This is a genomic window from Microbispora rosea (assembly GCF_900156315.1).
GTDB lineage: Bacteria > Actinomycetota > Actinomycetes > Streptosporangiales > Streptosporangiaceae > Microbispora > Microbispora rosea.
Genome location: NZ_FTNI01000016.1, coordinates 90,681 through 117,524 on the forward strand (window position 1 = coordinate 90,681; position 26,844 = coordinate 117,524).

Below are 26,844 nucleotides of genomic sequence, written 5' to 3' on the forward strand. Positions count from 1 at the left end.
GTCAGGCCGGCCACCAGCTGAGGTAGCGCTCACCGGTGTCCGGGAAGATCGTCACGATCGTCCGCCCCGACAGGTCCCGGCGGCGGGCGAGCTCGGCGCAGCCGTACGCCGCCGCGCCGGAGGAGACCCCGACCAGCAGCCCGGTGGTGGCCGCGATGCGCCGGGTCATGGCGGCCGCCTCGCCGTCCGGCACGGTGATCACGTCGTCGATCAGCGTGACGTCGGTGACGGGGCTGATGAAGCCGCCGTTGAGGCCGGGGATCCGGTGGGGCCCCGGCGCGCCTCCCGACAGCAGCGGGGAGCCCTCCGGCTCCACCGCGACGACGCGCAGCGCGGGGTTGCGCTCGCGCAGGTAGCGGGCCGTTCCGGTGAGCGTTCCGCCGGTCCCGACCCCGCACACCAGCACGTCGATCCGACCGCCGGTGGCGGCCCAGATCTCCGGTCCCGTGGTCGTGTAGTGGGCCATGACGTTGGCGGGGTTCTCGTGCTGGCGGGCGTACCAGGACCCGGGGACGGCGGCGTGCAGCTCCCTCGCCCGGTCCACGCATCCCTGGAAGCCGAGGACGTGGTCGGTGAACTCGACCCGGGCGCCCAGCATGCGCAGCACCAGCGTGCGCTCCCGCGACGCGTTGTCCGGCATCACGACGACGCACGGGTGTCCCCGGCTCACCGCGAGCGCCGCCAGGGCGATTCCGGTGTTGCCCGAGGTGGACTCGATCACGGTCGCGCCGGGGGTCAGCGCCCCGGACGCCTCGGCCTCCTGGATCATGCGCAGCGCCACCCGGTCCTTGATGCTCGACAGCGGGTTGGCCGCCTCCAGCTTGGCGAGCACGGTGGCGTCCGGGGGCAGGCCGTCGAGGGCGAGACGGATCAGGGGCGTGCCGCCGATGAGGTCGTCGATCCTGGTCGCGACGTCGCCGCCGATCAGCGGGATCATGCCTGCTCCTTCGCGGCCACCAGCAGGTATTCGTGCGAGCGGTTGGTCACCATCGGGTCGTCGTCGCTCACCGGCCGGTCGTAGCAGTGGATCCGCTCGTCGCCGAGCGTCAGATGCCTGCCGAGCACCCGGGCGACGTCCCAGGCCAGCGGCACGAACCTGCCCGCCAGGCGGCGGTTCTGCACGGCGAGCACCGCCCGCGCGCCGGGCCGCATCACCTTCGTCACCGCGGCGAAGGCCTCGTCGATCGCGCTCAGGTAATCGTCGTAGTCCCGCAGCGCGTAGAACTGACCCTCCACCGTGGAGTGGGTGTCGAGGTTGGTGCCGAAATAGGGCAGGTCGGCCAGGACGAAGTCCACCGACTCCGGCGGCAGCGGCGGCGTGCGGGCGTCGGCGCACAGCATCGTCTGGCCGGGGTACGCCTCCAGGCGCTTTCGCGCCTGCTCCGCACGCTCCGGCGAGACCTCCAGGCCGATCCCCTTCCGGGACTCGACCGCGCACGCCACCAGCGTGGTCCCCCAGCCGGCGAACGGGTCGAGCACGACGTCTCCCGGCTCGGTCATCTCCACGATCAGGGGCCTCAGCTGGCTGACCCAGCCGCACTGGCCCGCGGCCTCCGGCAGCGCGTACGCCGGGTCCTCTCCCTGCAGAACGTGCCAACTCGATCTGCCCATCACTCCACACCAGCCTTCTGTGTCGCCGTCGCGGCGCGACGGTCTTCCGTATCTGTCTCTTCGGGGTCTTCGGGGATCCGCGCGTGGACGGCCCGGGCGGGCAGCCGAGGCTCCAGGCGGAGCATGGTGAGGGCCGAGCAGGAGACGCCTCCCGCGAGCAGCAGCCACATGGAGACCGGCGACAGGCTCAGCAGCGCGGTCAGCACGGCCGGAGCCAGCGTGATCGGGATCGCCCAGGAGAACTGGTAGACCGCCATGTACCTGCCGCGGGTCTCCTCGGGGGCCGCGCTCGACACGAGCGCCGACAGCGGCGCGCCGTGCAGCATCTCCCCCAGGGTGAACAGCGCCGTCGCGGCGAAGACCCCGGCCAGGGCGACCGGCCGTACGGGAACCCCCGCCAGCAGGGCGAACGCCGCGAACGACGCCGCGAACGTGGCGGCGCCCGCCGCGACCGTGCGGGTGCGCCGATACCGGATCAGCCGCCGCGTCACCGGGATCTGCAGCAGCGCGATGCCGACGGTGTTGACCGCGTACAGCACGCCGACCAGCGACGCGGGGACGTCCAGCTCCTGGGTGACGTAGACGGGCAGCGCCACCGACAGCACCATGTAGCCGAAGGCGGTCGGCACGTTCTGCAGGGTCAGCGCGAGGAACGTCCGGTCGCGCAGGACGAGCCGGTATCCCCCGCTCCGCCGGCCCGCCGCCCTCGGGGCCGTACCGATCCGCGCACCGGGAACCGGGCCGCCGGGGACGGGGATCGTACGGAGGATCAGCGCGGCGCCGGCGAACGCGGCGGCGCTGACGAGGACGATCACCCGGTAGGCGGCGTCGCTGCCCAGGCCGAGCGCGGCGCCCGCGATGAGGCCGCCCGCGCCGAGGCCGGCGTTGCGCAGGCTGCGCTGCGCGGCGAGGAGCCTGTCGCGGTCCGCGCCCTGCGCGATCGCGGCGACGAACGACTGGATCGACGGCGGGTAGGAGCCGTCGCCGAGCGCCACCAGCGCCACCGCGAGGAACATCGTCAGCGGCGAGTCCACCAGCGGGTAGGCGGCGAACCCCACGGCGCGCACCAGGTAGCCGCCCACGACGACGGCCCGCGCGCCGAAGCGGTCGACGAGCACGCCCGCGATCGGGTTGGCGACCAGGCTGAACAGCGCGGCCCCGGTCATGATCACGCCGACTCGTTCGATCGGCAGCCCGGTGACGTGGTGGAAGAACAGCAGGGACAGGGGCAGGTACATGCCGCTGCCGGTGGCGTCGACCACCATCCCGGCCATGTAGCGCACCCGCGTCGACGGGCGGATCATGACGGCACCGCCCCGATCCTCACCTGCTCCTCCAGCCGCGCGCCGAGCGAGCGCAGCCTGCGCTCGCACTCCGCCCGGGTGGGGGCCGAGGCGATGGCCACGGTCAGGAAGTCGGCCGAGCCCGACGCGGGCGGGACCACCTGGCCGGTCTCCGCGTAGAGCCAGAAGTGCTCCACCCACGGCTCCTCCGGCACGCCGGGCAGCGCGTGGATGAGCCCGGGCCGCTTCATCATCAGCACCTGACCGGCCATCCGCGCCGGCTCCGGCCGCCGCCCTGGTCGTACGGCCCGCGCCACGTCGGGCAGCGGAAGGCCGAGCTGGGCCCGGATGGAGCACTCGGCGAGGTTGACGCCGAACAGGGTGTGGAAGACCTCGCGGATCTTCCCGCCGCCGGACCGGCAGGCGATCTCGCACAGCACGAGCCGGTCGTCGGGCGTGTGGAAGATCTCCGCGTGGAAGGCGTGGTCGCGCAGCCGCCCGCCGGGCAGCCGCAGCGCCGCCAGCGTCCGCCCGGTCAGCTCCAGCAGGCGGCCGGTGAGCGGGTCGCCGGGGTCGAGCGCCAGGTCGACCCGGGAGCCGGGGTCGGTGCCGAACGACGCCAGCTCGTACTGGTACTGCGAGGGCCAGGCCAGCACGACCTCGCCGTCCACCACCAGCCCGTCGACGTGGCACATGCGGCCGGGCACGTACGCCTCCAGCAGCAGGTCGTCCCGCTGCTCGTCGCGCTGCTCGTCCGGCTTCGAGCCGTACGCCTCGGAGAGAAAGGCCGTGAGCGCGTCGCTGTCGCGCAGGATGCGCAGGCCGATGGAGTTGAAGCCGGCCCTGTTCTTGACCACCAGGGGGAAGCCGTGGACGCCGGCGAAGGCCAGCACGTCCGCGGCGGTCCGCGGCACCGTGTGCGGCGCGACCTCCACGCCCGCCCGCGCCGCGTGCTCCTTCATCAGGGCCTTGTCCCGGAACGGCAGCACGTCGGCGGCCCGTGCTCCGGGCAGCCCGAGCTCCTCGCGCAGGGCGGCCACGCGCAGCACGTCGGCCTCGTGCTCCCCGATCAGGTGCGTGGCGCCGTACTCGGCGACGAGGCGCGCGACCCGCCCGGGCACCTCGTCGTCGTGGTCGAAGAGCTCCAGATGTGTGTAGCCGAGGTTCCCCTCGGGGATCCGCTCGCCGAACGGCTCGAACCTGTCGCGGGCGGCGAGGACGACCACCGGGCCCTCGTGGTCGCGCAGCCAGCGGTCGTACGGGAACGGCTCCAGCGGATTGCGGTGCACAATGACGACGCTCATGTCACCCCCTCGCCTGACGGCTCGGGGTCGCATGAGCGAGTCACTGTGCTTGTTCATTCGCTCGCTTCGCTCGTTCATGCCGGCACCTCCGCCAGGGAACGGGCCTCGGCCGCGTGCGCGAGCCAGGTCCGCCCGTCCTCGCCCACGACCCTGATCCGGATCGCGTCGCCGATGACCTCCCCGCCGCGGCGGATCGCCGCGTCCGTGTCGGGGCCGGTCACCGCGACCAGGCCGAGCCGGTCCCAGTTGTCGCGCAACGCGTGAACGGTGTCGCCGGGCTTGGCCGTGACGCGCACGTCGAGCACGCCGTCCCGCGCCGCTGCGTCGGCGACACCCTCCACCGACTCGACCCGTCCCGGCTCGCTCACCAGGGAGCGCACGCTGGCCCCCGCGTGCGCCTCCGGCCGGTCCGGCAGCTCGGGGACCAGCCGGAACGGCCAGCCCAGGGCGTACTCGACCAGGTCGATGCCGTACGCGCCGCGCACGAGCTCCGGGATCATGTCGCCGGCGACGCGGTTGTGGCTCTCGATGATCGCGGGGCCGTGCGGGCCGAGCCGCAGCTCGGTGTGCGTGACCCCGTCCCTGAGGCCGATCAGGTCGAGGAAGCGGCGCACGCTCGCGCCGATCCGCTCCCGCACCGGCTCGTCCAGCCGGGCGGGCACCGCGTGGCCGAGCTCGGCGAACCGGTCGGCGTGCACGAACTTCTCGGTGATCGCCACGACGACGTGGCGGCCCGCGAAGCTGAACGCCTCGACGCTGAACTCCGGCCCCTCCACGTACTCCTCCATGAGGAAGTCGCGCAGGAGGTACATGGTCGAGACCCGGTCGGTCCGGGTGCCGCGCAGCCCTTCCACCGTCGCCCAGACCTGCTCGGCGTCCTGCGGTCCCCCGATCCGGAAGACCCCGATGCTCGCGGTCGCGTCGGTCGGCTTGACGATGAACGGATAGCCGTGGGCGGCGCCGAAGGCGTCCAGGTCCTCGCGCCGCAGGAGCGGCGCGGCGGTCACCGTGGACGGATCGAGGCCGGCCAGGTGGCGGCGCATGGCCAGTTTGTCGCGGAACAGCCGCGTTACCTCGTAGCCGGTGCCGCCCAGGCCGAACAGGTCGTTGACCCGTCCCGCGTTCTCCAGCCCGGGCTCGGTGATGGACAGCGCGACGCGGAACCCCGGCTCCCGCCACAGTTCCCTGGCGACGGGCTCGACGGCCGCCCAGTCGGTGTAGTCCAGGACGCGCAGGACGTCGGCGAGCTCCTCCTGTTCGGGGCTGACCTTGGTGGGGTGCTGGAGCAGCAGGACGGTCAGCCCCAGCTCCTTGGCCTTGCGCACGGTTTCGTCGGTGGCGCCGACTATCAGGACCGTGCTGTCCGGATTCATCGATCCATTCCTTTCGTCGGGGGGTCGGGACAGGTCGGCTCTGGTCGTACGGGGCGATGTGCCGCCGGAAGGCGGTGACACGGTCCCGGCGGGGGCGAGGGCGCGCGCGCCGGCGGGCACGTCGCCGAGGACCAGCGCCCGCGCCCCGATGACGGCGTCGTCGCCCACCCGGACCGGGCCGAGAACGGTCGCGCCGGCGCCCAGCACCACACGGGCGCCGATCACCGGGTGCCGCCGTTCCCCGGCCGCGCGCAGGTTGTCGCGCCACCAGCCGACCGCGCCCAGGGTCACCTGGTGGTAGATGGTCACGTCGTCGCCCACGACCGCGGTCTCCCCGATCACCACGGCCGCGCCGTGGTCGACGAAGACCCTGCGCCCCAGCGCCGCACCCGGGTGGATCTCCACTCCGGTGACGCACCGTGCGAGGAGCATCAGCAGCCGGGCCGGCACTCGGCGGCCGCGCCGGTGCAGCCGATGGGCGACCCGGTGCAGCCACAGCGCCGGGAGCACCGGGTGCAGCAACGCCTCCTTCCGGTCGCGTACGGACGGGTCCCGCTCGACGATCGTCCGCAGGTCCTCGGCCAGGAGGCGCAGCAGTCTCTCCGGCCGTTCGCTTCCCGGGGGCGGCGGAGAAGACCTGAAATCGGCATGAGGCATCTTCGCCTCCTCACATTCACCTCGGCGAATGAACCATTAATGAAACCCCGGATTCATGGAATGGCAGACTGCCACTGGCCTGGAGATCCCCTACGACCATTTCCGGGAGAGTGAATTACGGACCCTTTTTCCTCGGTTATTGGGTAAGCGTGAGGGCCCTGGAACCACAGGTCAACCCCTACCCGCTCGGCCTTCGACCGGTAATCAGCGGGCCGCCGACCCCGACCGGACAGGCGTCGTACCGAATTCTCCGAGCCCACATGGGAGATTTCCGCGATCGGCGGAGCCGGAAAACGCGTGCGCGCCGGTCCGTGAACGGACCGGCGCGGCGAAAAAGAAAAAGGAGCGGACGCGGTCCGCTCAGGCCGGAGTGCCGGTGGCGAACGGCGCGCGGGCGGGCGCGACGGCCGGGCGGCGCCGGGCGAGGGCCTCGTCGAAGCGGGCCCAGACGAGGGCGGCCAGGTCGTCGTCCACGCCAGATGTCCCTACCGGAACACACCGCAAACCGAGAGTCAAAGATTAATCACATCGAGTGAACGTCGATGGATTGTGCATGGCACAATTCCTCTTCGTGCGTAGAATCAGGTTCACGCAGTCAGCGCGGAAGCATCGCATCGGAACAGCGCGGGTCCTTGCCGTTATCCGGGGCCAGCCGCCCCGGATAGTGCCGCCACCCGGTCCTGGTCTGGACGAGCAGTGGCACTGGCTCGGCGTGGATGATCGCGGGCTGGAGCTCGAGGTGATCGCCGTTCTGACCGAGAAGTACCTGCTGGTGATCCACGCGATGCCGACCGCGTTCAGGAGGAACGAGCCATGACCGAGTACACCGGCCCCTGGCCCCCGGAGGACGTCGAGCTCGCCGTGGACGACGAGTCGGACGTCGACTTGGGCACGGAGGAGCTCTACGACAGGCGGGGGAATCGGATCGACGAGGCCTACGTCGAGGCCGCGGTCGAGCATGTGCGCCGGACGGTCGGCCGCCCCTCTCTCACGGCACCGGGCAGGCGCTCGCCGCAGGTGACGTTCCGCCTGACTCCGGAGGAGAAAGCGGCCGCCAGGGCACTCGCGGAACGGGAGGGCAAGACCGTGTCGCAACTGGCCAGGGAGGCGTTCGCCCAGTACCTCCGCGACCACGCGGCCTGATCCGGCGTTCAGAAGGAGCGGACGTGGTCCGCTCAGGCCGGTGTGCCGGTGGCGAACGGCGCGCGGGCGGGCGCGACGGGTGCGGCGGGCGCGACGGCCGGGCGGCGCCGGGCGAGGGCCTCGTCGAAGCGGGCCCAGACGAGGGCGGCCAGGTCGTCGTCCACGCCGAGGGGCGGGCTGACCAGGTCCGCGCCGCTGCTCACCAGCCGGTCGTGGAAGAACCCGGGCGCGAGCAGGTAGGAGGCGACGGCGACGCGCGGGGCGAGGCCGGCCCTGGTGCGCTCGAGCGCCTGGGCGAGCGTGGGCGTCCCGGCCGAGGCGAACGCGGCCGTGACGGGACGCGAGAGCCGTACGGACAGCAGCCGGGCGGCGGCGCGGACGTCGTCGAGGGCGGCGGGGTCGGACGAGCCGGCCGCGCCCAGGATCACGGCGTCGCAGGGCCGCAGGCCGGCCGCGGCCAGGCGGCGCGCCAGCACCGAGGTCAGCAGCCGGTGCGGCCCGAGCTGCCCGGCGACGAGCGCGTCGGGCCGGGTGCGGGCGACGACGGCCGGCAGGTCGATGTGCGCGTGGTATCCCCCGGCGAGCAGCATCGGGACCACCACGACCGGCCCGGCCACCTGCGACAGCACGTCGGACAGCAGCGGCGCGCTGATCTCCAGGAACCCCAGCTCGACCGGCGCGCCGGGCCTGGCGCGGCGCACGCGGGCCGCCAGGGAGTCCATGACCGACTCCCAGTGGCCGCTGCGTGCCCCGTGCGCCGCCATCACCAGGGTCGGGGTCATCGCTCGTCCCTGCCGCAGGCGAGGCGGTAGCCGCGCTTGACGACGGTCTCGACGATGCCCGAGGGACCGAGCGCCCGGCGCAGCCGGGTGATCGCCATCTCCACCGCGTGCTCGGCCGAGTCGCGGGAGGGGCCGCCGGGCAGCACGACCCGCAGGTCGGCCCGGTTCACGACGTGCCCGGGGCGCTCGGCGAGCCGCTTCAGCACGGCCATCGGGGCGGGCGGCAGAGGCTTGAGCTCGCCGTCGACCACCACGGCGTGACCGCGGATCTCCAGCTCGTGCCCGCCCGCGACGAGCCGCGTGACGCCGCTTTCCGGCAGGTGGCGGGCGAGGGTCCGGGCGAGCGCGCCGAGGCGGGCCCGCTCGGGCTGGACGGCCCGCACGCCGCGCTGGGTCAGCGGCCCGGCCGTGACCGGGCCGACGCAGGCCGCCACCACGCGGCTGCCGAACGCGGCGAGCAGCGCGTCCTCCAGCCCGTCGGCGCGGGCGGCGCCCAGCATGGCCAGCACGGCGGGCGCGCTGGTGAAGGCCACCGCGTCCACCGAGCCGGTGATCGCCTGGCTGATCAGGCGGCGCAGCGGCGAGGTGTCGCGGTAGGGCAGCCACCGGTAGACCGGCACCTCGATCACCTCCGCGCCCGCCTCCCGCAGCGACGCGACGAAGCTGTCCAGCGGCTCGCCGTGCAGCTGCACGGCGATGCGGCGGCCGTGCAGGTCCTGCGCGAGCAGGTACTCCTTGACCTCCTCGCACGACTCCGTGGCCGGCGTCCAGAAGTCCACCAGGCCGGCCGCGCGGACGGCCCCGCGCGCCTTGGGGCCGCGGGCGAGCAGCCGCGCGCCGCCCAGGTGCGCGTTCAGGTCGGCGGACAGGCCCCAGCCCTCCGCCGCCGCCATCCACCCGCGGAACCCCACCCCCGTGGTGATGACCACGTCGTCGACGGGCGCCTCCAGACAGGCCCGGGTCGCGGCGAGCAGCCCGGCGTCCTCCGCGAGCGGCACGATGCGGATCGCGGGCGCCCGCACGACCCGGGCGCCCCGCCGTTCGAGGAGCGCGGCCAACTCCTCGCTGCGGCGGGTCGCCGTCACCCCGATCGTGAACCCGGCCAGCGCGTCCGGCGCCGTCTCCAGGCTCATCGGGGTCTCGTCCACCAGCGCGGTCATACCACGCTCACCTCCACGGTTCCGTCGGTGACCCGAACGGGATAGGTCGGCAGGGCTACGCCGGTGTCGTCCGCGCACACGCCGGTCGCCAGCGAGAACACCTGCTTGTGCATGGGCGAGGCCACGGTCGGCTCGCCGTTCCTGGTGCCGACGATGCCCCTGGACATCACGTACGCCCCGCTGAACGGGTCGAGGTTGTCCAGGGCGTACAGCGCGCCGTCGAAGGTGCGGAAGACCGCCACCTGGCGGTCGCCGACGAGCACCGCCGCACCCCGCTCGGGCAGCAGGTCGGTGTAGGTGCAGACCGGGGTCCAGTGGCCGGCAAGGGCCGGCATCTCGTCGAGGATGGTCATCTGCGGGTCACCTCCAGTGGAATCAGCACCGGTTTGATCTGGTCGCGCTCGGTCTCGAAGGAGATCGAGGGGTCGGGAACGCCGGGGGCGTTGACGAAGCTGACGAAGCGGCGCAGTTTGTCGGGATCCTCGATGGTGGCGCGCCACTCGTCGGCGTATGTGGACACATGCCGTTCCATCTGCGCGTCGAGTTCGGCGCAGATGCCGAGCGAGTCCTCCATGATCACCTCACGGAGGTAGTCGAGCCCGCCGTCCAGGTTCTCCAGCCAGGCGGCGGTGCGCTGGAGCCGGTCGGCGGTCCTGATGTAGAACATCAGGAACCTGTCGATCGTCCTGACCAGGTCGTCGGTGGACAGGTCGGACGCGAGCAGGTCGGCGTGACGGGGCTTGAAGCCGCCGTTGCCGCCCACGTAGAGGTTCCAGCCCTGCTCGGTCGCGATGACGCCGAAGTCCTTCGACCTGGCCTCGGCGCACTCCCTGGCGCAGCCGGAGACGGCCGACTTCAGCTTGTGCGGCGAGCGCAGCCCCCGGTAGCGCAACTCCAGGGCGATGGCCAGGCCCACCGAGTCCTGCACGCCGTAGCGGCACCAGGTGGACCCGACGCACGACTTCACCGTCCGCAGCGCCTTGCCGTACGCGTGGCCGGACTCGAAGCCGGCATCGACGAGGCGGCGCCAGATGGAGGGCAGCTGCTCGACCCGGGCCCCGAGCAGGTCGATGCGCTGCGCTCCAGTGATCTTCGTGTAGAGCCCGAAGTCGCGGGCCACCTCGCCGATGACGATGAGCTTGTCCGGGGTGATCTCCCCGCCCGGAATGCGGGGGACGACCGAGTAGGTGCCGTTCTTCTGGATGTTGGCCAGGAACTGGTCGTTGGTGTCCTGCAGCGCGGCCTGCTCGCCGTCGAGGATGTGGCCGCGGCCGAGAGAGGCGAGGATCGAGGCGACCGCCGGCTTGCAGATGTCGCAGCCGCGGCCGGTTCCGTGCTCGGCGATGAGCTGGGAGAACGTGGTGATCCCCCGGACGTTGACGATGTCGAACAGCTCGGCCCTGCTGTGCGTGAAGTGCTCGCACAGCGCCTTGCCGACGTCGACGCCCGACTTCACCAGGATCTGCTTGAGCATCGGCACGCAGCTTCCGCAGGTGGTGCCGGCCCGGGTGCAGTCCTTGACGCCCTGCACGTCGGTCAGGCCCTTGTCGGCGATGGCCGCGCAGATCTTTCCCTTGGTGACGTTGTTGCAGGAGCAGACCTGCGCGTCGTCGGGCAGGTCGATCGACGCCTTGCCCGCGCCGGCGAACAGCAGGTCGCTCGGCGCGCTGGGCAGCGGCTTGCCGACGAACGGCCGCAGCGCGTTGTACGGCGCGGCGTCGCCGACGCAGATGCCGCCGAGCAGGGTCTTGGCGTCGTCGCTGATGAACAGCCGCTTGTAGACGCCGCCGACGGGGTCCATGTAGGTGACGTCGAGCGCGCCCGACATGGCGCCGAACTGGGCCACCTCCACGCCGAGCAGCTTGAGCTTGGTGGACATGTCGGCGCCGGTGAAGGCGGCCTGCCCGTCGAGGATCCGTTCGGCGGCCACCTCCGCCTGGGTGTTGCAGGGCCCGACGAGGCCGTAGACCATGCCCCCGGCGAGCGCGCACTCGCCGATCGCGTAGATGTGCTCGTCGGAGGTGCGCATGCCCTCGTCGACCACGATGCCGCCGCGCTCGCCGACCTCCAGGCCGCAGTCGCGGGCGAGCTCGTCGCGCGGCCGGATGCCGGCCGAGAAGACCACGATCTGCGCCTCGATCGCCTCGCCGTCGGGTTTCACGAGCGCCGTGACCCGGCCGTCCTGGCCGGCCTCGATCGACCGCACGCCCGCACCCGTGTGGATCGTCAGCCCGAGCCCCTCGATGTGCCCGCGCAGCACCGAGCCGCCGCCCTCGTCCACCTGGCGCGGCATGAGCCAGCCGCTCATCTCGATGACGTGGGTGTCGAGGCCGAGCCCCCGCAGGGCGTCGGCCGCCTCCAGGCCGAGCAGGCCGCCGCCGATGACCACGCCCGCGCGAGCGTCCCGCGACGCGTCCCTGATGGCGTCCAGGTCGTCGATCGTCCGGTACACGAAGCAGCCCGGCAGGTCCCGGCCCGGCACCGGCGGCACGAACGGCGCCGACCCGGTGGCCAGCACCAGCACGTCGTACGGCTCGCTGTCGCCGGCGTCGGTGGTGACGATCCGGTTCGCGCGGTCGATCGCGGTGACCCGGACGCCGGTCCTGAGCGTGACGCCGTCCGGCACCGGATAGGTGAGGTCCTCGACGCTCCTGCCGCTGAGGTAGGAGGTGAGCGCCACCCGGTCGTAGGCCGGGCGGGGCTCCTCGCCGAAAACGGTGACCGTCCCGCCGAAGCCCCGGCCGGAGAGCGTCTCGATCAGGCGGTGCGCCGTCGGGCCGTGTCCTACGACGACGAGTCTCATGCCCTTACGGTCCTCCATGCGCTCACGGTCCTTCATGCGCTCACGCCTTCCTGCTCACACAGCCAGCCGACGATGCCCTCGACCGCGTCGCGGCAGCTGCCGCAGCCGGTGGTGGCCCTCGTCGCGGCGGCCACGGCCTCCACGTTCCGCGCGCCGGACTCCCAGCACGCTCTGATCTGACCCTTCGTCACGTTGTTGCACTGGCAGACCCGGGCCGAGTCCGGCATCCGGGTGGGGCTGTCGGCCACCGCCGCGCCGCCCACGCCCGCGAGATCGGGGAACAGCAGCCCGGTGCGGTCGCCGGGCAGGGGACCTCCCCGGTCGAAGAGCTGGGTCAGCGTGCCCACCGCGGAGGTCTCGCCCAGCAGGATCGCGCCGACGAGCCGGCCTTCGCGGATGACGAGTTTGCGATAGGTGCCCTTGTGCCGGTGGGAGAAGCGGACGATCTCCGCCTCGTCCTCCGTCAGCTGGGTCTCCCCCATCGCCGCGAGCTCCACGCTCCTGGCCTTCAGCCGGGTGACCAGCCGCGAGCCCCGGTAGCGCGCGCCCTTGTCGGCGCCGGTGACGAGGTCGGCCACGACCGACGCCTGTTCCCACCCGGGGGCGACCAGCCCGTAGACCAGGCCCGCGTGCTGGGCGCACTCCCCGATCGCGAAGATCGACGGGTCGTCGGTGCGCAGCTCGTCGTCCACGACGACGCCGCGCTCGACCTCCAGCCCCGCGTCGCGGGCGAGCCCGACGACCGGGCGTACGCCGCAGGCCAGCACGACCAGGTCGGCGTCGATCAGCTCGCCGCCCGCGAGCTCCCCGCCGGACAGTTCCACGTGCCGCTCGCGGATCGCGCTCACGGTGACGCCCGTGCGGATGGTGACGCCGAGCGCGCCGAGCGTCTCGCGGAGGATGAGCCCGGCCTCCTCGTCGAGCTGGCGCTCCATCAGGTGTCCGGCCAGGTGCAGCAGCGTCACCGGGACGCCCCGCCCGGCCAGGCCCCGCGCGGCCTCGATGCCGAGCAGCCCGCCGCCGACCACGACCGCGCTGCGCGCGCTCACGGCGGCCTCCCTGATCCGCTCGCAGTCGTCCAGCGTGCGGAACGCCGTCGCCCGCTCCACGCCGGGGATCGGCGGGACGACCGGCTCGCTGCCGGTGGCGAGCACGAGCACGTCGTACGGCTCGCGCGTCCCGTCGGCGGCGACCACCGTCTGGCAGTCCCTGTCGATGGCGGTGACCGCGACGCCGATGCGGGCGGTCACGCCGTGGTCGGCGTACCAGCGGGAGTCCAGCAGCCGGACCTGGTCCGGGCTCGACGTGCCGGCCACCACGTTCGACAGCAGGACCCGGTTGTACGGCTGCCACGTCTCGGCGCCGAACACCGTGATCTTCATGTCCTTGTCCCGGGCGCGGACCTCGCTCACCAGGCGCGAGCCCGCCATCCCGTTCCCCACCACGACAAGCCTCACGCGACACGCTCCCCGTCTTCGGCGCACCGCTCGATGGCGGCGGCGCAGACCTTGAACTCCGGCATCCGCGACGTCGGGTCGAGCGCCGGGTTGGTGAGCAGGTTGACTCCCTCCCAGTGGAACGGCATGAACAGCGTGTCGGGACGGATCGAGGCGTTCACGCGGGCCACGCCCTCGGCGGCGCCCCGGCGGCTGCGCACCCGGACGCGGTCGCCGGTTGCGACGCCCAGCCGCTCGGCGAGGTCCGGGTGCAGCTCCACGAACACCTCGGGCGACGCCTTCGTGAGCGGGCGGATGCGGCGCGTCTGCGCCCCCGACTGGTAGTGGGCGAGCACCCGCCCCGACGTCAGGTAGAGCGGGAACTCCTCGTCGACGTCCTCGGCGGGCGGGCGGTGCTCCACCGGCACCAGGCGGGCCCGGCCGTCCGGCGTCGCGAAGCGGTCGAGGAAGGGCCGCGGGGTTCCGGGGTGCGGGTCGTCCGCCGTCTCGGGACACGGCCAGAACACGCCGGTCTCGGCCGCGATCCGCTCGTAGGTGATGCCGGAGTAGTCGGCGACGCCCCCGGCGGAGGCCCGGCGCAGCTCGTCGAAGACGGTGCGCGGGTCGGCGGGGAACTTCTCGCCGCAGCCGAGCCGCTCGGCGAGGCCCCGCAGGATCTCCAGGTCGCTGCGTGCGTCCGGCGGGGGCGCGGCGGCCTGGCGGCGCAGCAGGACCCGGCCCTCCAGGTTGGTCATCGTGCCCGCCTCCTCGGCCCACTGGGTCGTGGGCAGCACGACGTCTGCCATGGCCGCCGTCTCCGACAGCACGAAGTCGGAGACCACGAGGAGGTCGAGCGCGTCCAGCCGCCGGGCGACGTGCCCGGCGCGCGGCGCGGAGACGACGGGGTTGGAGCCGAACAGCAGCAGCGCCCTCGGTCCCCCCGGCGTTCCGAGGGCGTCCAGCAGCTCGTACGCCGACCGGCCGGGACCGGGCAGGTCGGCGGGGTCGATCCCCCAGACGGCCGCGACGTGCGCCCGCGCCGCCGGGTCGTCGATCTTGCGGTAGCCGGGGAGCTGGTCGGCCTTCTGGCCGTGCTCCCTGCCGCCCTGGCCGTTGCCCTGGCCCGTCACGCAGCCGTAGCCGGAGCCCTCACGGCCGGGCAGCCCGAGGGTGAGCGCCAGGTTGACGAACGCCGTGACCGTGTCGGTGCCCTTGGCGTGCTGCTCGGCGCCCCGGCCGGTCAGCACCATCGCGCGCTCCGCCTCGCCGAGGATCCGTACGGCCTCGCGCATCTGCGCGACCGGGACGCCGGTGACGCGCTCCACCCGCTCGGGCCACCAGGCCGACACGGAGGTGCGCACCTCCTCGAAGCCGGTCGTGCGGGCGGCCAGGTAGTCCAGGTCGGCGTAGCCGTCGGCGATCGCGATGTGCAGCAGACCGAGTGCGAGCGCGAGGTCGGTGCCCGGGGTGACCTGCAGGTGCAGGTCGGCCGTCTTGGCGGTCTGGGTGACGCGCGGGTCGACGACGACGAGCCGGCCGCCCCCGGACCGCATGGCGCTCAGGTGGCGTACGAACGGGGGCATGGTCTCGGCGACGTTGCCCCCGGCGAACAGGACGGCGTCCGCGCGGGCGATGTCGGTGATGGGGAACGGCAGCCCCCGGTCCATGCCGAAGGCCCGGTTGACCGCGGCCGCCGCCGAGGACATGCAGAACCTGCCGTTGTAGTCGATCTGGCTGGTGCGCAGCGCGACCCTGGCGAACTTGCCGAGCTGGTAGGCCTTCTCGTTGGTCAGCCCGCCGCCGCCGAACACCGCCACGGCGTCCGGCCCGTGCGCGGCCCTGATGGCCTCGATCCGGGCGGCGACGTAGTCGAGCGCCTCGTCCCAGCTCACCGGGCTGCCGTGCAGCAGCGGGGTGGTAAGCCGTTCCGGCGAGGTGAGCAGTTCCGCCGCCGTCCAGCCCTTCTGGCACAGGCCGCCGGCGTTGGCCGGGATGTCCTCCCGCGGGGTGATCTCACCCTTCGCCACGTACATGCCGCACTGGAGCGCGCAGTACGGGCAGTGGGTGGCCGAGCCCACGGTCGTGCCCGCGGTGGCCTGTGACATCACAGGACCGGGAGCGTGCAGTGAGATCGGCATGGATCCGATGGTGCTGACAGGCGGTTTCACCGCTGGGTCCCTTCTGTTACCGCTGTGCTACAAGGCGCCAACCGCGCTAACTTCGGCGAGCGCGGCGTGTGAGAGACCCCGTCGTCTCGAAAGCTCACTTGTGCTGTCGCCGCTTGTGAGGCATGAGCCCGGAAAAGGCGGGCGCCGCGCGGGCGCCCGCGAGAGGCCGGGAAAGGCCGCGTCTCAGACCCGGGCGGCCGCCAGGCTCGGCGCCGACTTCGCTCCGAGTGTGCGCATGTAGCAGAACCAGGTGAGCGCGAAGCAGACGACGTAGAAGGCGGCGAAGGCCGCCAGCGCCGCCCCCGCGCCGCCGGTCGCGGAGATGGAGCTGCCGAACCCGCGGTTGATGAAGAATCCGCCGAAGGCGCCCACCGCGGAGATGAACCCGATGGCCGCCGAGGCGTCACGCTTGCCGGTCGCCAGCGCCTCCTCGTACGCGGGGGTGCCGGGCTCGACGCCGGCCACCGCCTTGGCCCGGAAGATCGCCGGGATCATCCGGTAGGTGGAGCCGTTGCCGACGCCCGCGGTGCCGATCAGCAGCATGAAGGCCGCGAAGAACAGCGGGAAGCTGTGCGCCGACATGGCCTGCCAGACGAGCAGGACCGAGACGGTCATCGCGCCGAAGTTCCAGAACGTCACCGAGGCGCCGCCGAGGCGGTCCGACAGCCAGCCGCCGACCGGCCGGATGAGCGAGCCGACCAGCGGGCCGAGGAACGCGAGCGAGGTCAGCGCGGCCTGCTCGGGGAACTGCGACTTGATGAGCAGCGGGAACGCGGTCGAGTAGCCGATGAACGAGCCGAACGTGCCGATGTAGAGGACCGACATGATCCACGTCTGCGCCCGGCCGGCGGCCTTGGCCATCTCCCTCGGCTCCGCCTTGGCCGAGGTGAGGTTGTCCATGCAGAAGTACGCCCCGGCGGCGGCCGCCAGGACGAAGGGCACCCAGAACAACCCGGCTGCGGCCAGCCCGAACCCCGCGATGACCAGCGGCATCAGCAACTGCACGGAGCTGACGCCGATGTTGCCGCCGGCGGCGTTCAGGCCGAGGGCGGCGCCCTGCCTGTTCTGCGGGTAGAAGTAGGTGATGTTGGCCATGCTGGAGGCGAAGTTGCCGCCGCCGAGCCCGGCCGTCGCCGCGATCACCAGGAAGGCCCAGTAGGGCGTGCCCGGGTCGTTCACCGCCACCGCGAGCAGGACGGCGGGCACCAGCAGCAGCGTCGCGCTGACCACCGTCCAGTTCCGGCCGCCGAACCGCGCGGGCGCGAAGGTGTAGGGGATGCGCAGCGTCGAGCCCACGAGGTTGGGCAGCGAGACGATCCAGAAGAGCTGGTCGGTGGAGAACTTGTAGGCGCCGAGCTTGACCGCGACGATGCTCCAGACGGTCCACAGTGTGAAGCCCAGATGCTCGGCCAGGATCGAGAACACCAGGTTCCGCCGGGCCACCTTCTTGCCGGTGCTCTCCCAGAACGCGGGATCGTCCGGTCGCCAGTCACCGATCCAGCGGCCCTTCCTGGGTTCTTCCGGGGCCGTGCGCGCCGCCTGCGTCGCCGTCATCGCTCCTCCTGCGTCCTTATCGGCTGGGGCCGGTAACCGAAGCTAGGAAGAGCGCGTTACGCACTTTGACCATGCGTGACCGTGCGGCCGTTACATGTGCCGCACCCGCGAAACATGCAATCCACAGGCATAACGGACGCAACATCGGGTTAACACGGGCCCGCCTCTCGTGTAGCCCCTGTTTCGTCCGCGTGACCCCTGCCCGGCCCGCCGCCATCACTCATGGTCAGCACGCCGGCCGCGACCCGTACGCGGGGTATTTCAGGAAATTCCCGCGATCGCGGTAGTGCCATTCCGTGACCGGACTACGGCATTTTCCACTGCGGCATGGCGCAGACATTTCGGTTGACATGTGACCGGTTTTCGCTCGCAGGAATATCCGCGGCGGGGAGGGGGGATATCGATGCCGCCTCCCGCCGGACGAGGGCCCCCGAGGGCCCCGCGCACTCGGGGAGGACGGATGTCAGCGGTCTCGCGCCGCGCGTTTCTTTCGACGGGGGTCCGCTGGTCGGCGTGCCTGCCGGCGGCGATGCTGACGGTGCAGAGCGGGCTCGTCGCGGCGGCCACGCCCGTCTTTGCCGGGAACCGCCCGAGGCAGCCGCGCGTGTACACCCGGTCGGACTGGAAGGCCGATCCGCCCAGGAGCAAGGCCGAGGTGCTCGACCACGCGCCCGACCGGCTCGTCGTCCACCACACGGCGACGGCGAACACGGGCCCGACCGACCTCGACGCCGCCTTCCGGCTGTCCCGGACGATCCAGCGCTACCACATGAAGCACAACGGCTGGGAGGACATCGGCGAGCAATTCACCGTCAGCCGGGGCGGATACGTCATGGAGGGCCGCAACCGCTCGCTGCCGGCCGTCGAGTCGGGCAAGCACGTGATGGGCGCGCAGGCGGCCGACCACAACGACCACACGCTGGGCATCGAGACCGAGGGGACCTACACCTCCTCCCTGCCCCCGGACCGCCAGCTGTCCGCGCTCACCGCCCTGCTGGCCTGGCTGTGCGACGTCTACGCGCTCGACCCGCACGAGGCCATCATCGGCCACCGCGACCTCAACAGGACCGCCTGCCCGGGCGACCGCCTCTACGCGTACCTGCCCCGGTTGCGGGACGACGTCGCGCGCCGCCTGGGCGGGCACGGGGCCGGGCGGGACGAGCCCCCGCCCCCGCGGCTCGCGCTGCCCGGCGATCCGGAACAGAGGCCCGTGCTCATCGGCGACCTGCCGCTGGAGCACGGTCCCGCCGTGGGCCCGCACGACCTGTCCCGCTGAGACGGCCACGGGCGGTCCCCTCAGAAAGGGAACCGCCCGAGTGGCGCTTTCGCGGCTGACTGGCGCTTTTCGTCAGATCCGCTCGACGTTCGGCCCCCGGCAGCGATTGCGCGTGTCGAACACGAAGGCGCTCTCGCGCTGGACGAGGGCGTAGTCGAAGCAGTCGTGGTCGGTGAGGACAACGACGGCGTCGGCCGCCGCGATCTCCCACGGCGACGCCTCGGCGATCGCAACCCCCTCGGGCACGAGGGCGAGGTCGACGTGCGGGTCGGCCGCGTGCACGTCCGCGCCCAGCTTGCGCAGGTGCCTGGCCACCTCGATCGCCGGGGACTCGCGGCAGTCACCGGTGTTCTTCTTGTACGACAGGCCGAGCAGGAGCACCCGGCTGCCGTTCAGAGCCTTGCGCCGGTCGTTCAGTGCCAGCACCAGCCGGTCGACGACGTGCGCGGGCATGTGGTCGTTGACGTCGTTGGCCAGCTCCACGAACCGGAAGTTGTGCCCCAGGCTGCGCTTGACCTTCCAGGACAGGTACGACGGGTCGATCGGCAGGCAGTGACCGCCGACGCCGGGCCCGGGAGTGAAGCGCATGTAGCCGAACGGCTTGGTCGACGCGGCGTCGATGGCCTCCCAGACGTCGATTCCGAGCTGCCCGGCGAAGATCGAAAGCTCGTTGACCAGGGCGATGTTGACGTGCCTGAAGGTGTTCTCCAGGAGCTTGCACAACTCGGCCACCTGCGGCGAGGACACGGGGACGACCCGCTCGACGACGGCCTCGTAGAAGGCGCGGACCCGCGCGAGGGCGGCGTCGTCGAGACCGGACACGACCTTCGGCGTGTTCTCCAGGCGCCACCGCGCGTTGCCGGGGTCGATCCGCTCGGGGCTGTAGCCGAGGTGGAAGTCACCCGGGGCGCGCAGGCCCGATCCCTCCTCCAGAATCGGGCGCAGGTACTCCTCCGTCGTCCCCGGATAGGTGGTCGACTCCAGCACCACGGTCGCGCCCGGCCGCAGGCGCGGGGCGAGCGACCGGCCGGACGCCGCGATGTGGCTGAGGTCGGGCACGCCGTCGGTAAGCGGCGTCGGCACGGTGATCACGCAGACGTCGAAGCCCTCGGCGTCGGCGTAGTCCGCGCTGGCCCGGTAGCGGCCCGTCGCGTGCGCGGCGGCGAGCGCGTCGTCGCCGACGTCCTCGACGTACGACTGCGCGGCGTTGAGCCGCTTGACCCGCCACTCGTCCACCTCGATGCCCACCACGTCGAATCCGGCGTGCACCGCGCGGACGGCCAGCGGCAGGCCGACGTACCCCTGCCCGACCACGACCAGTTTCTCCATCAAGGACCCCCGTCCCTTGTCTGTCACAACAGGCGGTCTCAGCCGCGGCGGTTCAGAAGCGGGCGCCACCAGTCCTGGTGGTCCCGATACCAGCGCACGACGTCCGCGAGCCCCTCGTCGAAGTCCACCCGGGGCTTGTAGCCGATCGCCCTGATCTTGCCGCTGTCCAGCGCGTAGCGCCGGTCGTGCCCGGGCCTGTCGGGCACCTGCTCGACCATCTCCCATCCCACGCCGAAGGCGTCCAGGATGCGGCGGGTGAGGTCGATGTTGCTCAGCTCGACCCCGCCGCCGATGTTGTAGACCTCGCCGGGCTCCCCCTTGTCCAGCACGAGCTGGATGCCCCGGCAGTGGTCGTCCACGTGCAGCCACTCCCGCATGTTGCGGCCGTCGCCGTAGAGGGGCACGGGCCGCCCGTCGATCAGGTTCGTGACGAACAGCGGGACGACCTTCTCCGGGTACTGGTACGGCCCGTAGTTGTTGGAGCACCGGGTCACCCGGACGTCCAGTCCGTACGTGCGGTGGTAGGCGCGGCAGAGCAGGTCGGCCCCGGCCTTGGCCGCCGAGTAGGGCGAGTTCGGCAGCAGCGGCTCCGCCTCCGTCCAGGTCCCCGTGTCGATCGAGCCGTACACCTCGTCGGTGGACACCTGGACGAACGTGCGGACGTCCGCCTCCAGGGCGGCCTGCAGCAGCCGCTGCGTGCCCAGCACGTTGGTCGTCACGAAGTCGCCCGCGCCGGTGATCGACCGGTCGACGTGCGTCTCGGCGGCGAAGTTCACGACCACGTCGTGCCCGGGCACCAGCTCGCTCAGCAGCTCCGCGTCGCACACGTCGCCGTACGCGAACGTGAAGGCGGGGCTGTTCTCCACAGGGGCGAGGTTGGCCGGGTTGCCGGCGTAGGTGAGCGTGTCCAGCACCGTGACCCGGGCGTCCTCGTACCCGGGATAGGCGCCCGACAGCAGCGAGCGGACGTAGTGGGAGCCGATGAAGCCGGCCGCGCCGGCGACGAGCATCTTCACGCGCGCACCTGCACCTTGCTGTGGTCTCCGATCATGAGCTGATAGGCGTTGGGCACCCCGGTCGCCTTCGTGACCTCCGCGTTGCGGCCGATCAGCGAGTGGGTCATGCCGCGCACACCCCGGATGGCCGAGTCGGCGAGCACGATGCTGTAGTCCACCTCGGCGTCCTCGATCACGCAGCCCTCGCCGATCGAGGTGTACGGCCCGACGTACGAGCCAATGATCTTGGTGTCGGCGCCGATCACCACCGGGCCGCGGATGACCGAGCCCTCCACGACGGCGCCGGGGGCGATGACCACGCGCCCGCTCACCTCCGACAGTCCGTCCACGGTCCCCGCGACGTCGGGCTCGACCGCCTCCAGCACGATGCGGTTGCACTCCAGCATGTCCTGCAGCCGGCCGGTGTCGCGCCAGTAGCCGGTGACGAAGTGCGACCGCACGCGGTGTCCGCTGTCGATGAGCCACTTGATCGCGTCGGTGATCTCCAGCTCGCCCCGCGCGGACGGCCTGATCGCGCGCACGGCCTCGTGGATCGCGGGCGAGAACGTGTAGACCCCGACGATCGCCAGGTCGCTGCGCGGATACTCGGGCTTCTCCTCCAGCGCGACGATCTCCCCGTCCGGGCCGAGCTCGGCCACGCCGTAGAACTGCGGCTCGGCCACCCGGGTGAGCAGGATGCGGGCGTCGCACTCCTCCGCGCGAAAGGCGTCGACGAGGCCGCGGATGCCGCCGACCAGGAAGTTGTCGCCCAGGTACATGACGAACGGGTCACCGGCCAGGAACTCCCGCGCGACGAGAACGCAGTGCGCCAGCCCGAGCGGCTCCTCCTGGGGGATGTAGGTGACGTCGAGCCCGAACGCCGAGCCGTCGCCGACGGCCTCGCGGACCTCCCGGCCCGTGTCGCCGATGATGATCCCCACGTCGGTGATGCCGGCGTCCCTGATCGCCTCCAGCCCGTAGAAGAGCACCGGCTTGTTGGCGACGGGGACGAGTTGCTTGGCCGAGGTGTGGGTCAGCGGGCGCAGCCGCGTGCCCTTTCCCCCCGCCAGGACGAGTGCCTTCACCGCTGTTCGCGTCCTTCCCCGATATCCGGTGGGCGGCTCATCGCGACTCACCGCGGAGCAGCGAGTAGAGGACCTGGTCGTGCCAGCCGCCGTCGCGCCACTGGGCCCGCCGCAGGACTCCCTCACGCACGAACCCGATCTTCTCCACCGCGCGCTGCTCGCCGATGTTGGCCACGTCGGTGAAGCACTGGAGGCGCTCGGCGCGGGTGTGGGCGAACAGGTAGTCCGCCAGCAGGCGCTGCGCCTCGGTGCCGACGCCGCGGTTGCGGAAGCCCGTGAAGACGCAGATTCCGATCGCCCAGCACCAGCACGTCGCCTCGGGTCCCCAGGCCGTCTTCCACCAGGCCACCCATCCGGCGGTGTCCCCGCCGGAGTCGATGGCCAGCCGCCCGTAGTCGTCGCCGAGCAGGCCGTTGTCCGCGAACTGGCGGCGCAGCGCGCCGGAGTGGCGATATCCGTACCACTGGAATTCGCCCCGCGCCTCGGGCGTCGCCCGTTCCGCTTCGAAAACGTCGAGGTCCGCATCGCGGACCGGCCTCAATGTGACGTCCATGATCTCCCCTCATCGGGCATGCGGGAGCCGCGCAGAAGGAACGGAATCGTCCCGCGCTTTTCTCCCGGGCGAGGCCACGGGAAATCCCGTTCGGCCGACCGCCAGTCGCCAATGCTATGCGCGGACCAGGCCGCGCCCGGCGGGCCACATTGCGAACGAGCGTGAAAGGTGCGGATCGGGTTTCTCAATATCCCGCAAATTCGGATGTGCGGCACGAGGAGGCCGACAACCGCTCATCAGAATGACGCCATGACCAACGTCTCCGTTGTGATCCCCTGTTACCGATCCGCCCGGACGCTGCCGGCCCTGGTAGAACGCCTTCTCGCCGTTCTGCCCACCGCCGCGGACCTCTTCGAGGTCGTGCTCGTCGTGGACGGCTCGCCTGACGACACGTGGGAGGTGGCCCAGAGCCTGGTCGAGCGGCACGACAGCGTCCGCGCCGTGCTGCTGGCTCGAAACTACGGGCAGCACAACGCCCTGGTCGCGGGCATTCGATGCGCGCGCTACGAGGTCATGGTGACGATGGACGACGACCTGCAGCATCCTCCGGAGGAGATTCCCCGGCTCCTGGCGGGCCTGCGGCCCGACCTCGACATCGTGTACGGAGTCCCGAGCGGCGGAACGCACGGGCGAATCCGCGATATCGCCTCCAAATCGCTGAAGACTGGTCTTTCCGGGCGGTTCGGCGCGGAAAACGGCGCGGACATCTCCGCGTTCCGCGCCTTCCGGAGTTTCCTGCGGGAGTCGCTGGACGGCGTCGGAGGTCCGCACACGCAGATCGACATCGCCTTCTCCTGGGCGACCACCCGGGTCGGCACCGTGGAGGTGCGGATGCAGAGCCGGCTCGTCGGCCGCTCCAACTACACGCCCGCGATGCTCGTCCGCCACGCCATCGGCGTGTTCGTCGGATACAGCACGCTCCCGCTACGCCTGGTGACCTATTTCGGCCTGCTGACCGGGGCGCTCGGCATCGTCCTGCTGACGGTCTTCCTGTGGACGTACTGGTCGGGCGACAGCACGGTCAAGGGCTTCACCTCGACCGCGTCGATGATCGCGTTGTTCGCGTCCGCCCAGATGATCGCGCTGGGCATCATCGGGGAGTACCTCGGCAGGATCCACGTCGAGAGGATGGGACGACCCACCTACATCGTCCGCACCCGGGTGGAGAGCGGTGCGGCGCAGCCGATGACGGTGACGGGCGGGCCGGAGGGGTGGAGCGCGTGAAGCGGGTCGCCATCGTGCAGTCGAACTACATCCCCTGGAAGGGGTACTTCGACCTGATCGCGCACGTCGACGAGTTCATCCTGTTCGACGACGTGCAGTACACCGACAGGGACTGGCGCAACCGCAACCTGATCAAGACGGCGGCCGGCCCGAAGTGGCTGTCGGTCCCCGTACGGCGGGGCCCGCGTACCCGCCTGATCAACGAGGTGGTCGCGAGCGACATGGAGTGGCCCCGCGCACACTGGCTCCTGCTCGCGCAGACCTACCGCAAGGCCCCCTGCTTCGAGGAGGTCGCGCCGGCGGTCGAACGGCTCTACCTCGACTGCCGCGCCGACCGGCTGTCGGACATCAACCGGCACTTCCTCCAGGGGCTGCTGGACCTGCTCGGCATCCCGGCGGCCCTGAGCCGCGCCGAGGACTACGGCGCGGCGGGCACCAAGACCGAGCGCCTCGTGGACCTGTGCCGCAAGGCGGGCGCCGACGAATACCTCACCGGGCCGGCCGCCCGCGCCTACCTCGACGAGAGCCTCTTCGACCGGGCCGGGATCGGGGTCCGGTGGTTCGACTACTCCGGCTATCCGGAGTATCCGCAGGCGCACCCGCCGTTCGACCACCACGTCAGCGTGCTCGACCTGATCTTCAACACCGGGCCGGCCGCCGCCGGATATCTCAAGAGCGCCCAGCTTCTCAGGAATGCTCAGCGCCGCGCCGGCGGGCCGGCGACCTCGTAGACGGTGAAGTCCCCGGAGCGGAACCGCGGGGCGGCGGCGTCTCCGAGCCTCGCGCCGGGGACCCTCAAACGCTCGTCCACGAACAGCCAGCGCACCCCGTAACGGTCCCGGAGCGACCGGGCCGCCTGCGCCGAAGGCGCGGCGAACACCGCCTCGTTCTCCCGGAGCCGCTCGCGGTCCCAGAACGGCAGATACCAGAGCACCTGGCCCGGACTCCACCGGTCCAGGCTCGCCGTCGCGTACGCCCACCCCTCGACGAGCACCCGCCGCTCGGCCAGCGCCGACACCCAGGCCGCGCGGCTGTCGCAGGGGCCGTCGACGCCGAGACGGCAGTGCAGGTTCGTCGCGACGACGTCGCCGGGGCGGGAATGGTCGCGCAGCCAGCGCGCGGCGGTGACGATGCCCTGCGGCATCGCCTGGGCCCGTGCCGCGCGGTCGGCATCCTCCGCCGCGTTCACCGGGGTCTTGTACGTCACCGGAAGGACCCGGGTGAACCAGGCGGCCGGCGTGGCGAACGCCGAGGTCACCACGAGCGTGAGGGCGAACGAGCGCAGCGCGCCGCGCCGCGCGGCGGCCAGCGCGACAGCCGTCAGCGCCACGAAGACCAGCAGGGCGGCGTACGGCAGGGCGAGCACGCGGAGCGGCTCACCGTCGGGCAGCGGGACCCGCACGTCGCACAGGATCCGGATGCAGTAGGCGGCGACGGCCCCGGCGCCGGCGGCGCACACGATGGGCAGCGGCGACGTCCCCGACCTGCGTACGGCGGTGACGAGTCCGTAGACCGAGACGATCGCCAGATAGGGATAGGGCGCCTGGAGGAAGTAGATCTCCGACAGGCCGGGATGCCCGAAGCAGAGCGCCACGGCCAGCCCGGCCAGGCTCATGCCGAGGGTCAGCACGACGGCGGGTCTGGCGAGCGCCCGGGGCCTGCTGAGCAGGCCGAGCGTCCCGCACCAGGCGACGGCCCCGGACAGGACGCACAGGAGGGTGAGCCCGAGCACCGTCGTCAGCGGCCCCCCGAGCGGCCTTCCGTCGCCGACCACGCCGCCCCACGTCACGCGCATCAGGGACAGCGGGGCGGCCGTCGTCCCGCCGCGCACCCCGCCGTACAGGACGAACTGGGCGTAGAGCAGGCAGGCCGCACTCATGCCCAGTGCGACAAGGGCGGGGCCGTGCGGGCGACGGCGCCGCACCGACCCGGCGACGGCCACCGCCGCGAGGCCCGCCGTGAGCAGGGGCAGGTACGTCGCCTTGGCCCCCATGACGGCCGCCAGGAAGACCCCCAGCAGGAGCCATTCACGCGGGTTCCGCCGCCCGTTCTCCGGCAGCCGCCGGTTCTCCAGCAGATCGCTCAGCAGGAGGAAGACCGGGACGAACAGCAGCGCGCCGAAGGTCTGGGTGGGGCTCGACCAGGATTGGACCGGTTTCCAGACCAGCGCCCCGCCGGCCGGGCCGATGTAGAGGTTCGGCGCCGCGACGAGGAAGACGGCGGCCAGGGCGGTCAGGGCTCCGGCCCGCGACCCGATGACGCGCCGGGCGGCCATGCCCAGCAGGACCACGAGCGCCGCGATCATCGGCAGCATGCCGAGGCGGAACAGCAGCACCAGCGGCTCGACGCCGGTCACCCAGCTCGCCGCCGCGTAGTGGGCGTAGACGAACCAGTGGTACGGCAGGGGCTCCCCGGCGACGATCGGCATCGTCGGGGGCACGTGGTGCCGCAGCTCGCCGATGAACGCCAGGTGCAGGGGCATGTCGGGGTACGACGCCCCGAGCGCCGGCCAGGTGAGGGCCTGTGTACGGAAGAAGTTGACCGCGCTCCAGACCACCAGGTAGGCGACGACGAGGGCCAGCGACCACGACCACCAGATCGGCGACCGGGCCGTTGCGGGGGCGCTTCTCCAGTGCCGCCGCAGGCGGGGCACGAGGAGGAAGGCGGCGTACGTCGCGACCGGCCAGGAGAGGACGAGCAGCGGCGCCCCCACGGCCCGGGCCGCGACGTAGGCGAACACCTCCAGCGCGTATCCGAGGGCCAGCCCGAGCGCGAGTTCCTCGCCCCGGGAGCGGTCACCCCGATAGAGGGCGCGGACCAGCAGCGTTCCCGGGACCGCGAGGCAGGCGACGACGTAGCCGCAGAAACGGGCCATGTCCGAGACGCGGACGCCGTAGCGGCTCAGCGCGGCCGCCGTCAGCGCGAGCACCACGACGGCCGGCGCCCATCTCACCAGCATTCGCCGTGCCGGTGCGCCGTTCGCCGGCGCGCCGTTCGTCGCCGCGCCGATCGTCGATTCCTGCCGGGATTTCACCGGGCTCCGGGTCCGCGCGCTTCCTCCGGTCGCGCTCCTCGCGACCGAATCGAACAGCGCTTTCTCATCCGATC

The 26,844-nt window shown here is 72.1% G+C and carries 22 protein-coding genes; 5 read left to right on the forward strand and 17 right to left on the reverse strand.

Annotated elements, in window-relative coordinates; genetic code table 11:
- Position 1 precedes the first annotated feature (1 nt).
- From BXA11_RS22370 to epsC, 5 genes are all read right to left on the reverse strand, one after another.
- Positions 2–937 carry a PLP-dependent cysteine synthase family protein gene (locus BXA11_RS22370; RefSeq protein ID WP_030507172.1) on the reverse strand — a complete coding sequence of 312 codons (936 nt, stop codon included), beginning with the start codon at positions 935–937 and terminating at the stop codon, positions 2–4.
- The gene (locus BXA11_RS22375; protein WP_076437502.1) at positions 934–1,611 is read right to left on the reverse strand and encodes a TRM11 family SAM-dependent methyltransferase; all 678 of its coding nucleotides are present in this window, start codon (positions 1,609–1,611) and stop codon (positions 934–936) included. The genes BXA11_RS22370 and BXA11_RS22375 overlap by 4 nt, the downstream gene beginning before the upstream one ends.
- On the reverse strand, positions 1,611–2,915 hold the full coding sequence (locus tag BXA11_RS22380; RefSeq protein WP_076437505.1) for an MFS transporter: 1,305 nt from the start codon (positions 2,913–2,915) through the stop codon (positions 1,611–1,613). The genes BXA11_RS22375 and BXA11_RS22380 overlap by 1 nt, the downstream gene beginning before the upstream one ends.
- Complete coding sequence (locus tag BXA11_RS22385; protein ID WP_076437508.1) at positions 2,912–4,198, reverse strand: ATP-binding protein; 1,287 nt, start codon at positions 4,196–4,198, stop codon at positions 2,912–2,914. Before BXA11_RS22385 ends, BXA11_RS22380 begins: the two co-directional genes overlap by 4 nt.
- Positions 4,199–4,272: 74 nt before the next feature.
- Entirely contained in the window at positions 4,273–6,228 is a 1,956-nt protein-coding gene (gene epsC, locus BXA11_RS22390; RefSeq protein ID WP_204053655.1) for a serine O-acetyltransferase EpsC, read from the reverse strand.
- Between the two features lie 553 nt (positions 6,229–6,781).
- Here epsC and BXA11_RS42290 point away from each other — a divergent pair.
- The gene (locus BXA11_RS42290) at positions 6,782–7,045 is read left to right on the forward strand and encodes a hypothetical protein (protein WP_143734445.1); all 264 of its coding nucleotides are present in this window, start codon (positions 6,782–6,784) and stop codon (positions 7,043–7,045) included.
- Positions 7,042–7,371: a plasmid mobilization protein gene (locus BXA11_RS22400; protein ID WP_076437511.1), complete on the forward strand. Its 330-nt coding sequence runs from the start codon at positions 7,042–7,044 to the stop codon at positions 7,369–7,371. The genes BXA11_RS42290 and BXA11_RS22400 overlap by 4 nt, the downstream gene beginning before the upstream one ends.
- 32 nt (positions 7,372–7,403) lie before the next feature.
- Here the strand turns inward: BXA11_RS22400 and BXA11_RS45425 are convergent, their stop codons facing one another.
- The 7 genes from BXA11_RS45425 to BXA11_RS22435 all read right to left on the reverse strand — a co-directional run bounded on the left by BXA11_RS45425 (position 7,404) and on the right by BXA11_RS22435 (position 17,274).
- On the reverse strand, positions 7,404–8,153 hold the full coding sequence (locus tag BXA11_RS45425) for a sirohydrochlorin chelatase (RefSeq protein WP_076437513.1): 750 nt from the start codon (positions 8,151–8,153) through the stop codon (positions 7,404–7,406).
- The gene (locus BXA11_RS22410; RefSeq protein WP_081903411.1) at positions 8,150–9,313 is read right to left on the reverse strand and encodes a uroporphyrinogen-III synthase; all 1,164 of its coding nucleotides are present in this window, start codon (positions 9,311–9,313) and stop codon (positions 8,150–8,152) included. Before BXA11_RS22410 ends, BXA11_RS45425 begins: the two co-directional genes overlap by 4 nt.
- The gene (nirD, locus tag BXA11_RS22415; RefSeq protein ID WP_076437516.1) at positions 9,310–9,666 is read right to left on the reverse strand and encodes a nitrite reductase small subunit NirD; all 357 of its coding nucleotides are present in this window, start codon (positions 9,664–9,666) and stop codon (positions 9,310–9,312) included. The genes BXA11_RS22410 and nirD overlap by 4 nt, the downstream gene beginning before the upstream one ends.
- The gene (gene nirB / locus BXA11_RS22420; protein WP_076437656.1) at positions 9,663–12,116 is read right to left on the reverse strand and encodes a nitrite reductase large subunit NirB; all 2,454 of its coding nucleotides are present in this window, start codon (positions 12,114–12,116) and stop codon (positions 9,663–9,665) included. Before nirB ends, nirD begins: the two co-directional genes overlap by 4 nt.
- 32 nt (positions 12,117–12,148) lie before the next feature.
- Positions 12,149–13,573: an FAD-dependent oxidoreductase gene (locus BXA11_RS22425; RefSeq protein ID WP_076437519.1), complete on the reverse strand. Its 1,425-nt coding sequence runs from the start codon at positions 13,571–13,573 to the stop codon at positions 12,149–12,151.
- Positions 13,570–15,657 (reverse strand): molybdopterin oxidoreductase family protein, encoded by a 2,088-nt coding sequence (locus BXA11_RS22430; protein WP_076437658.1) that lies wholly within the window; start codon positions 15,655–15,657, stop codon positions 13,570–13,572. Before BXA11_RS22430 ends, BXA11_RS22425 begins: the two co-directional genes overlap by 4 nt.
- A gap of 246 nt (positions 15,658–15,903) precedes the next feature.
- Positions 15,904–17,274, reverse strand: coding sequence for an MFS transporter (locus tag BXA11_RS22435; RefSeq protein ID WP_076437521.1), 1,371 nt, complete (start codon positions 17,272–17,274; stop codon positions 15,904–15,906).
- Positions 17,275–17,734: 460 nt separating this feature from the next.
- On the opposite strand from BXA11_RS22435, the gene BXA11_RS22440 reads away from it, so the two are divergent.
- Entirely contained in the window at positions 17,735–18,550 is an 816-nt protein-coding gene (locus tag BXA11_RS22440) for a peptidoglycan recognition protein family protein (RefSeq protein ID WP_083744479.1), read from the forward strand.
- Positions 18,551–18,622: 72 nt separating this feature from the next.
- Here the strand turns inward: BXA11_RS22440 and BXA11_RS22445 are convergent, their stop codons facing one another.
- The 4 genes from BXA11_RS22445 to BXA11_RS22460 are packed head-to-tail and all read right to left on the reverse strand — an operon-like array spanning position 18,623 to position 22,512.
- On the reverse strand, positions 18,623–19,879 hold the full coding sequence (locus tag BXA11_RS22445) for a nucleotide sugar dehydrogenase (protein ID WP_076437525.1): 1,257 nt from the start codon (positions 19,877–19,879) through the stop codon (positions 18,623–18,625).
- Between the two features lie 38 nt (positions 19,880–19,917).
- Entirely contained in the window at positions 19,918–20,895 is a 978-nt protein-coding gene (gene rfbB, locus BXA11_RS22450; protein ID WP_076437528.1) for a dTDP-glucose 4,6-dehydratase, read from the reverse strand.
- Positions 20,892–21,959, reverse strand: coding sequence for a glucose-1-phosphate thymidylyltransferase (locus BXA11_RS22455; RefSeq protein ID WP_030507186.1), 1,068 nt, complete (start codon positions 21,957–21,959; stop codon positions 20,892–20,894). Before BXA11_RS22455 ends, rfbB begins: the two co-directional genes overlap by 4 nt.
- 37 nt (positions 21,960–21,996) lie before the next feature.
- Positions 21,997–22,512 (reverse strand): GNAT family N-acetyltransferase, encoded by a 516-nt coding sequence (locus tag BXA11_RS22460; RefSeq protein ID WP_076437530.1) that lies wholly within the window; start codon positions 22,510–22,512, stop codon positions 21,997–21,999.
- A gap of 249 nt (positions 22,513–22,761) precedes the next feature.
- On the opposite strand from BXA11_RS22460, the gene BXA11_RS22465 reads away from it, so the two are divergent.
- Positions 22,762–23,736, forward strand: coding sequence for a glycosyltransferase family 2 protein (locus BXA11_RS22465; RefSeq protein WP_036405813.1), 975 nt, complete (start codon positions 22,762–22,764; stop codon positions 23,734–23,736).
- Complete coding sequence (locus BXA11_RS22470; RefSeq protein WP_076437660.1) at positions 23,733–24,467, forward strand: WbqC family protein; 735 nt, start codon at positions 23,733–23,735, stop codon at positions 24,465–24,467. The genes BXA11_RS22465 and BXA11_RS22470 overlap by 4 nt, the downstream gene beginning before the upstream one ends.
- Here the strand turns inward: BXA11_RS22470 and BXA11_RS22475 are convergent.
- Positions 24,434–26,770: a hypothetical protein gene (locus tag BXA11_RS22475; protein WP_076437532.1), complete on the reverse strand. Its 2,337-nt coding sequence runs from the start codon at positions 26,768–26,770 to the stop codon at positions 24,434–24,436. The genes BXA11_RS22470 and BXA11_RS22475 overlap by 34 nt on opposite strands.
- Positions 26,771–26,844 lie beyond the last annotated feature (74 nt).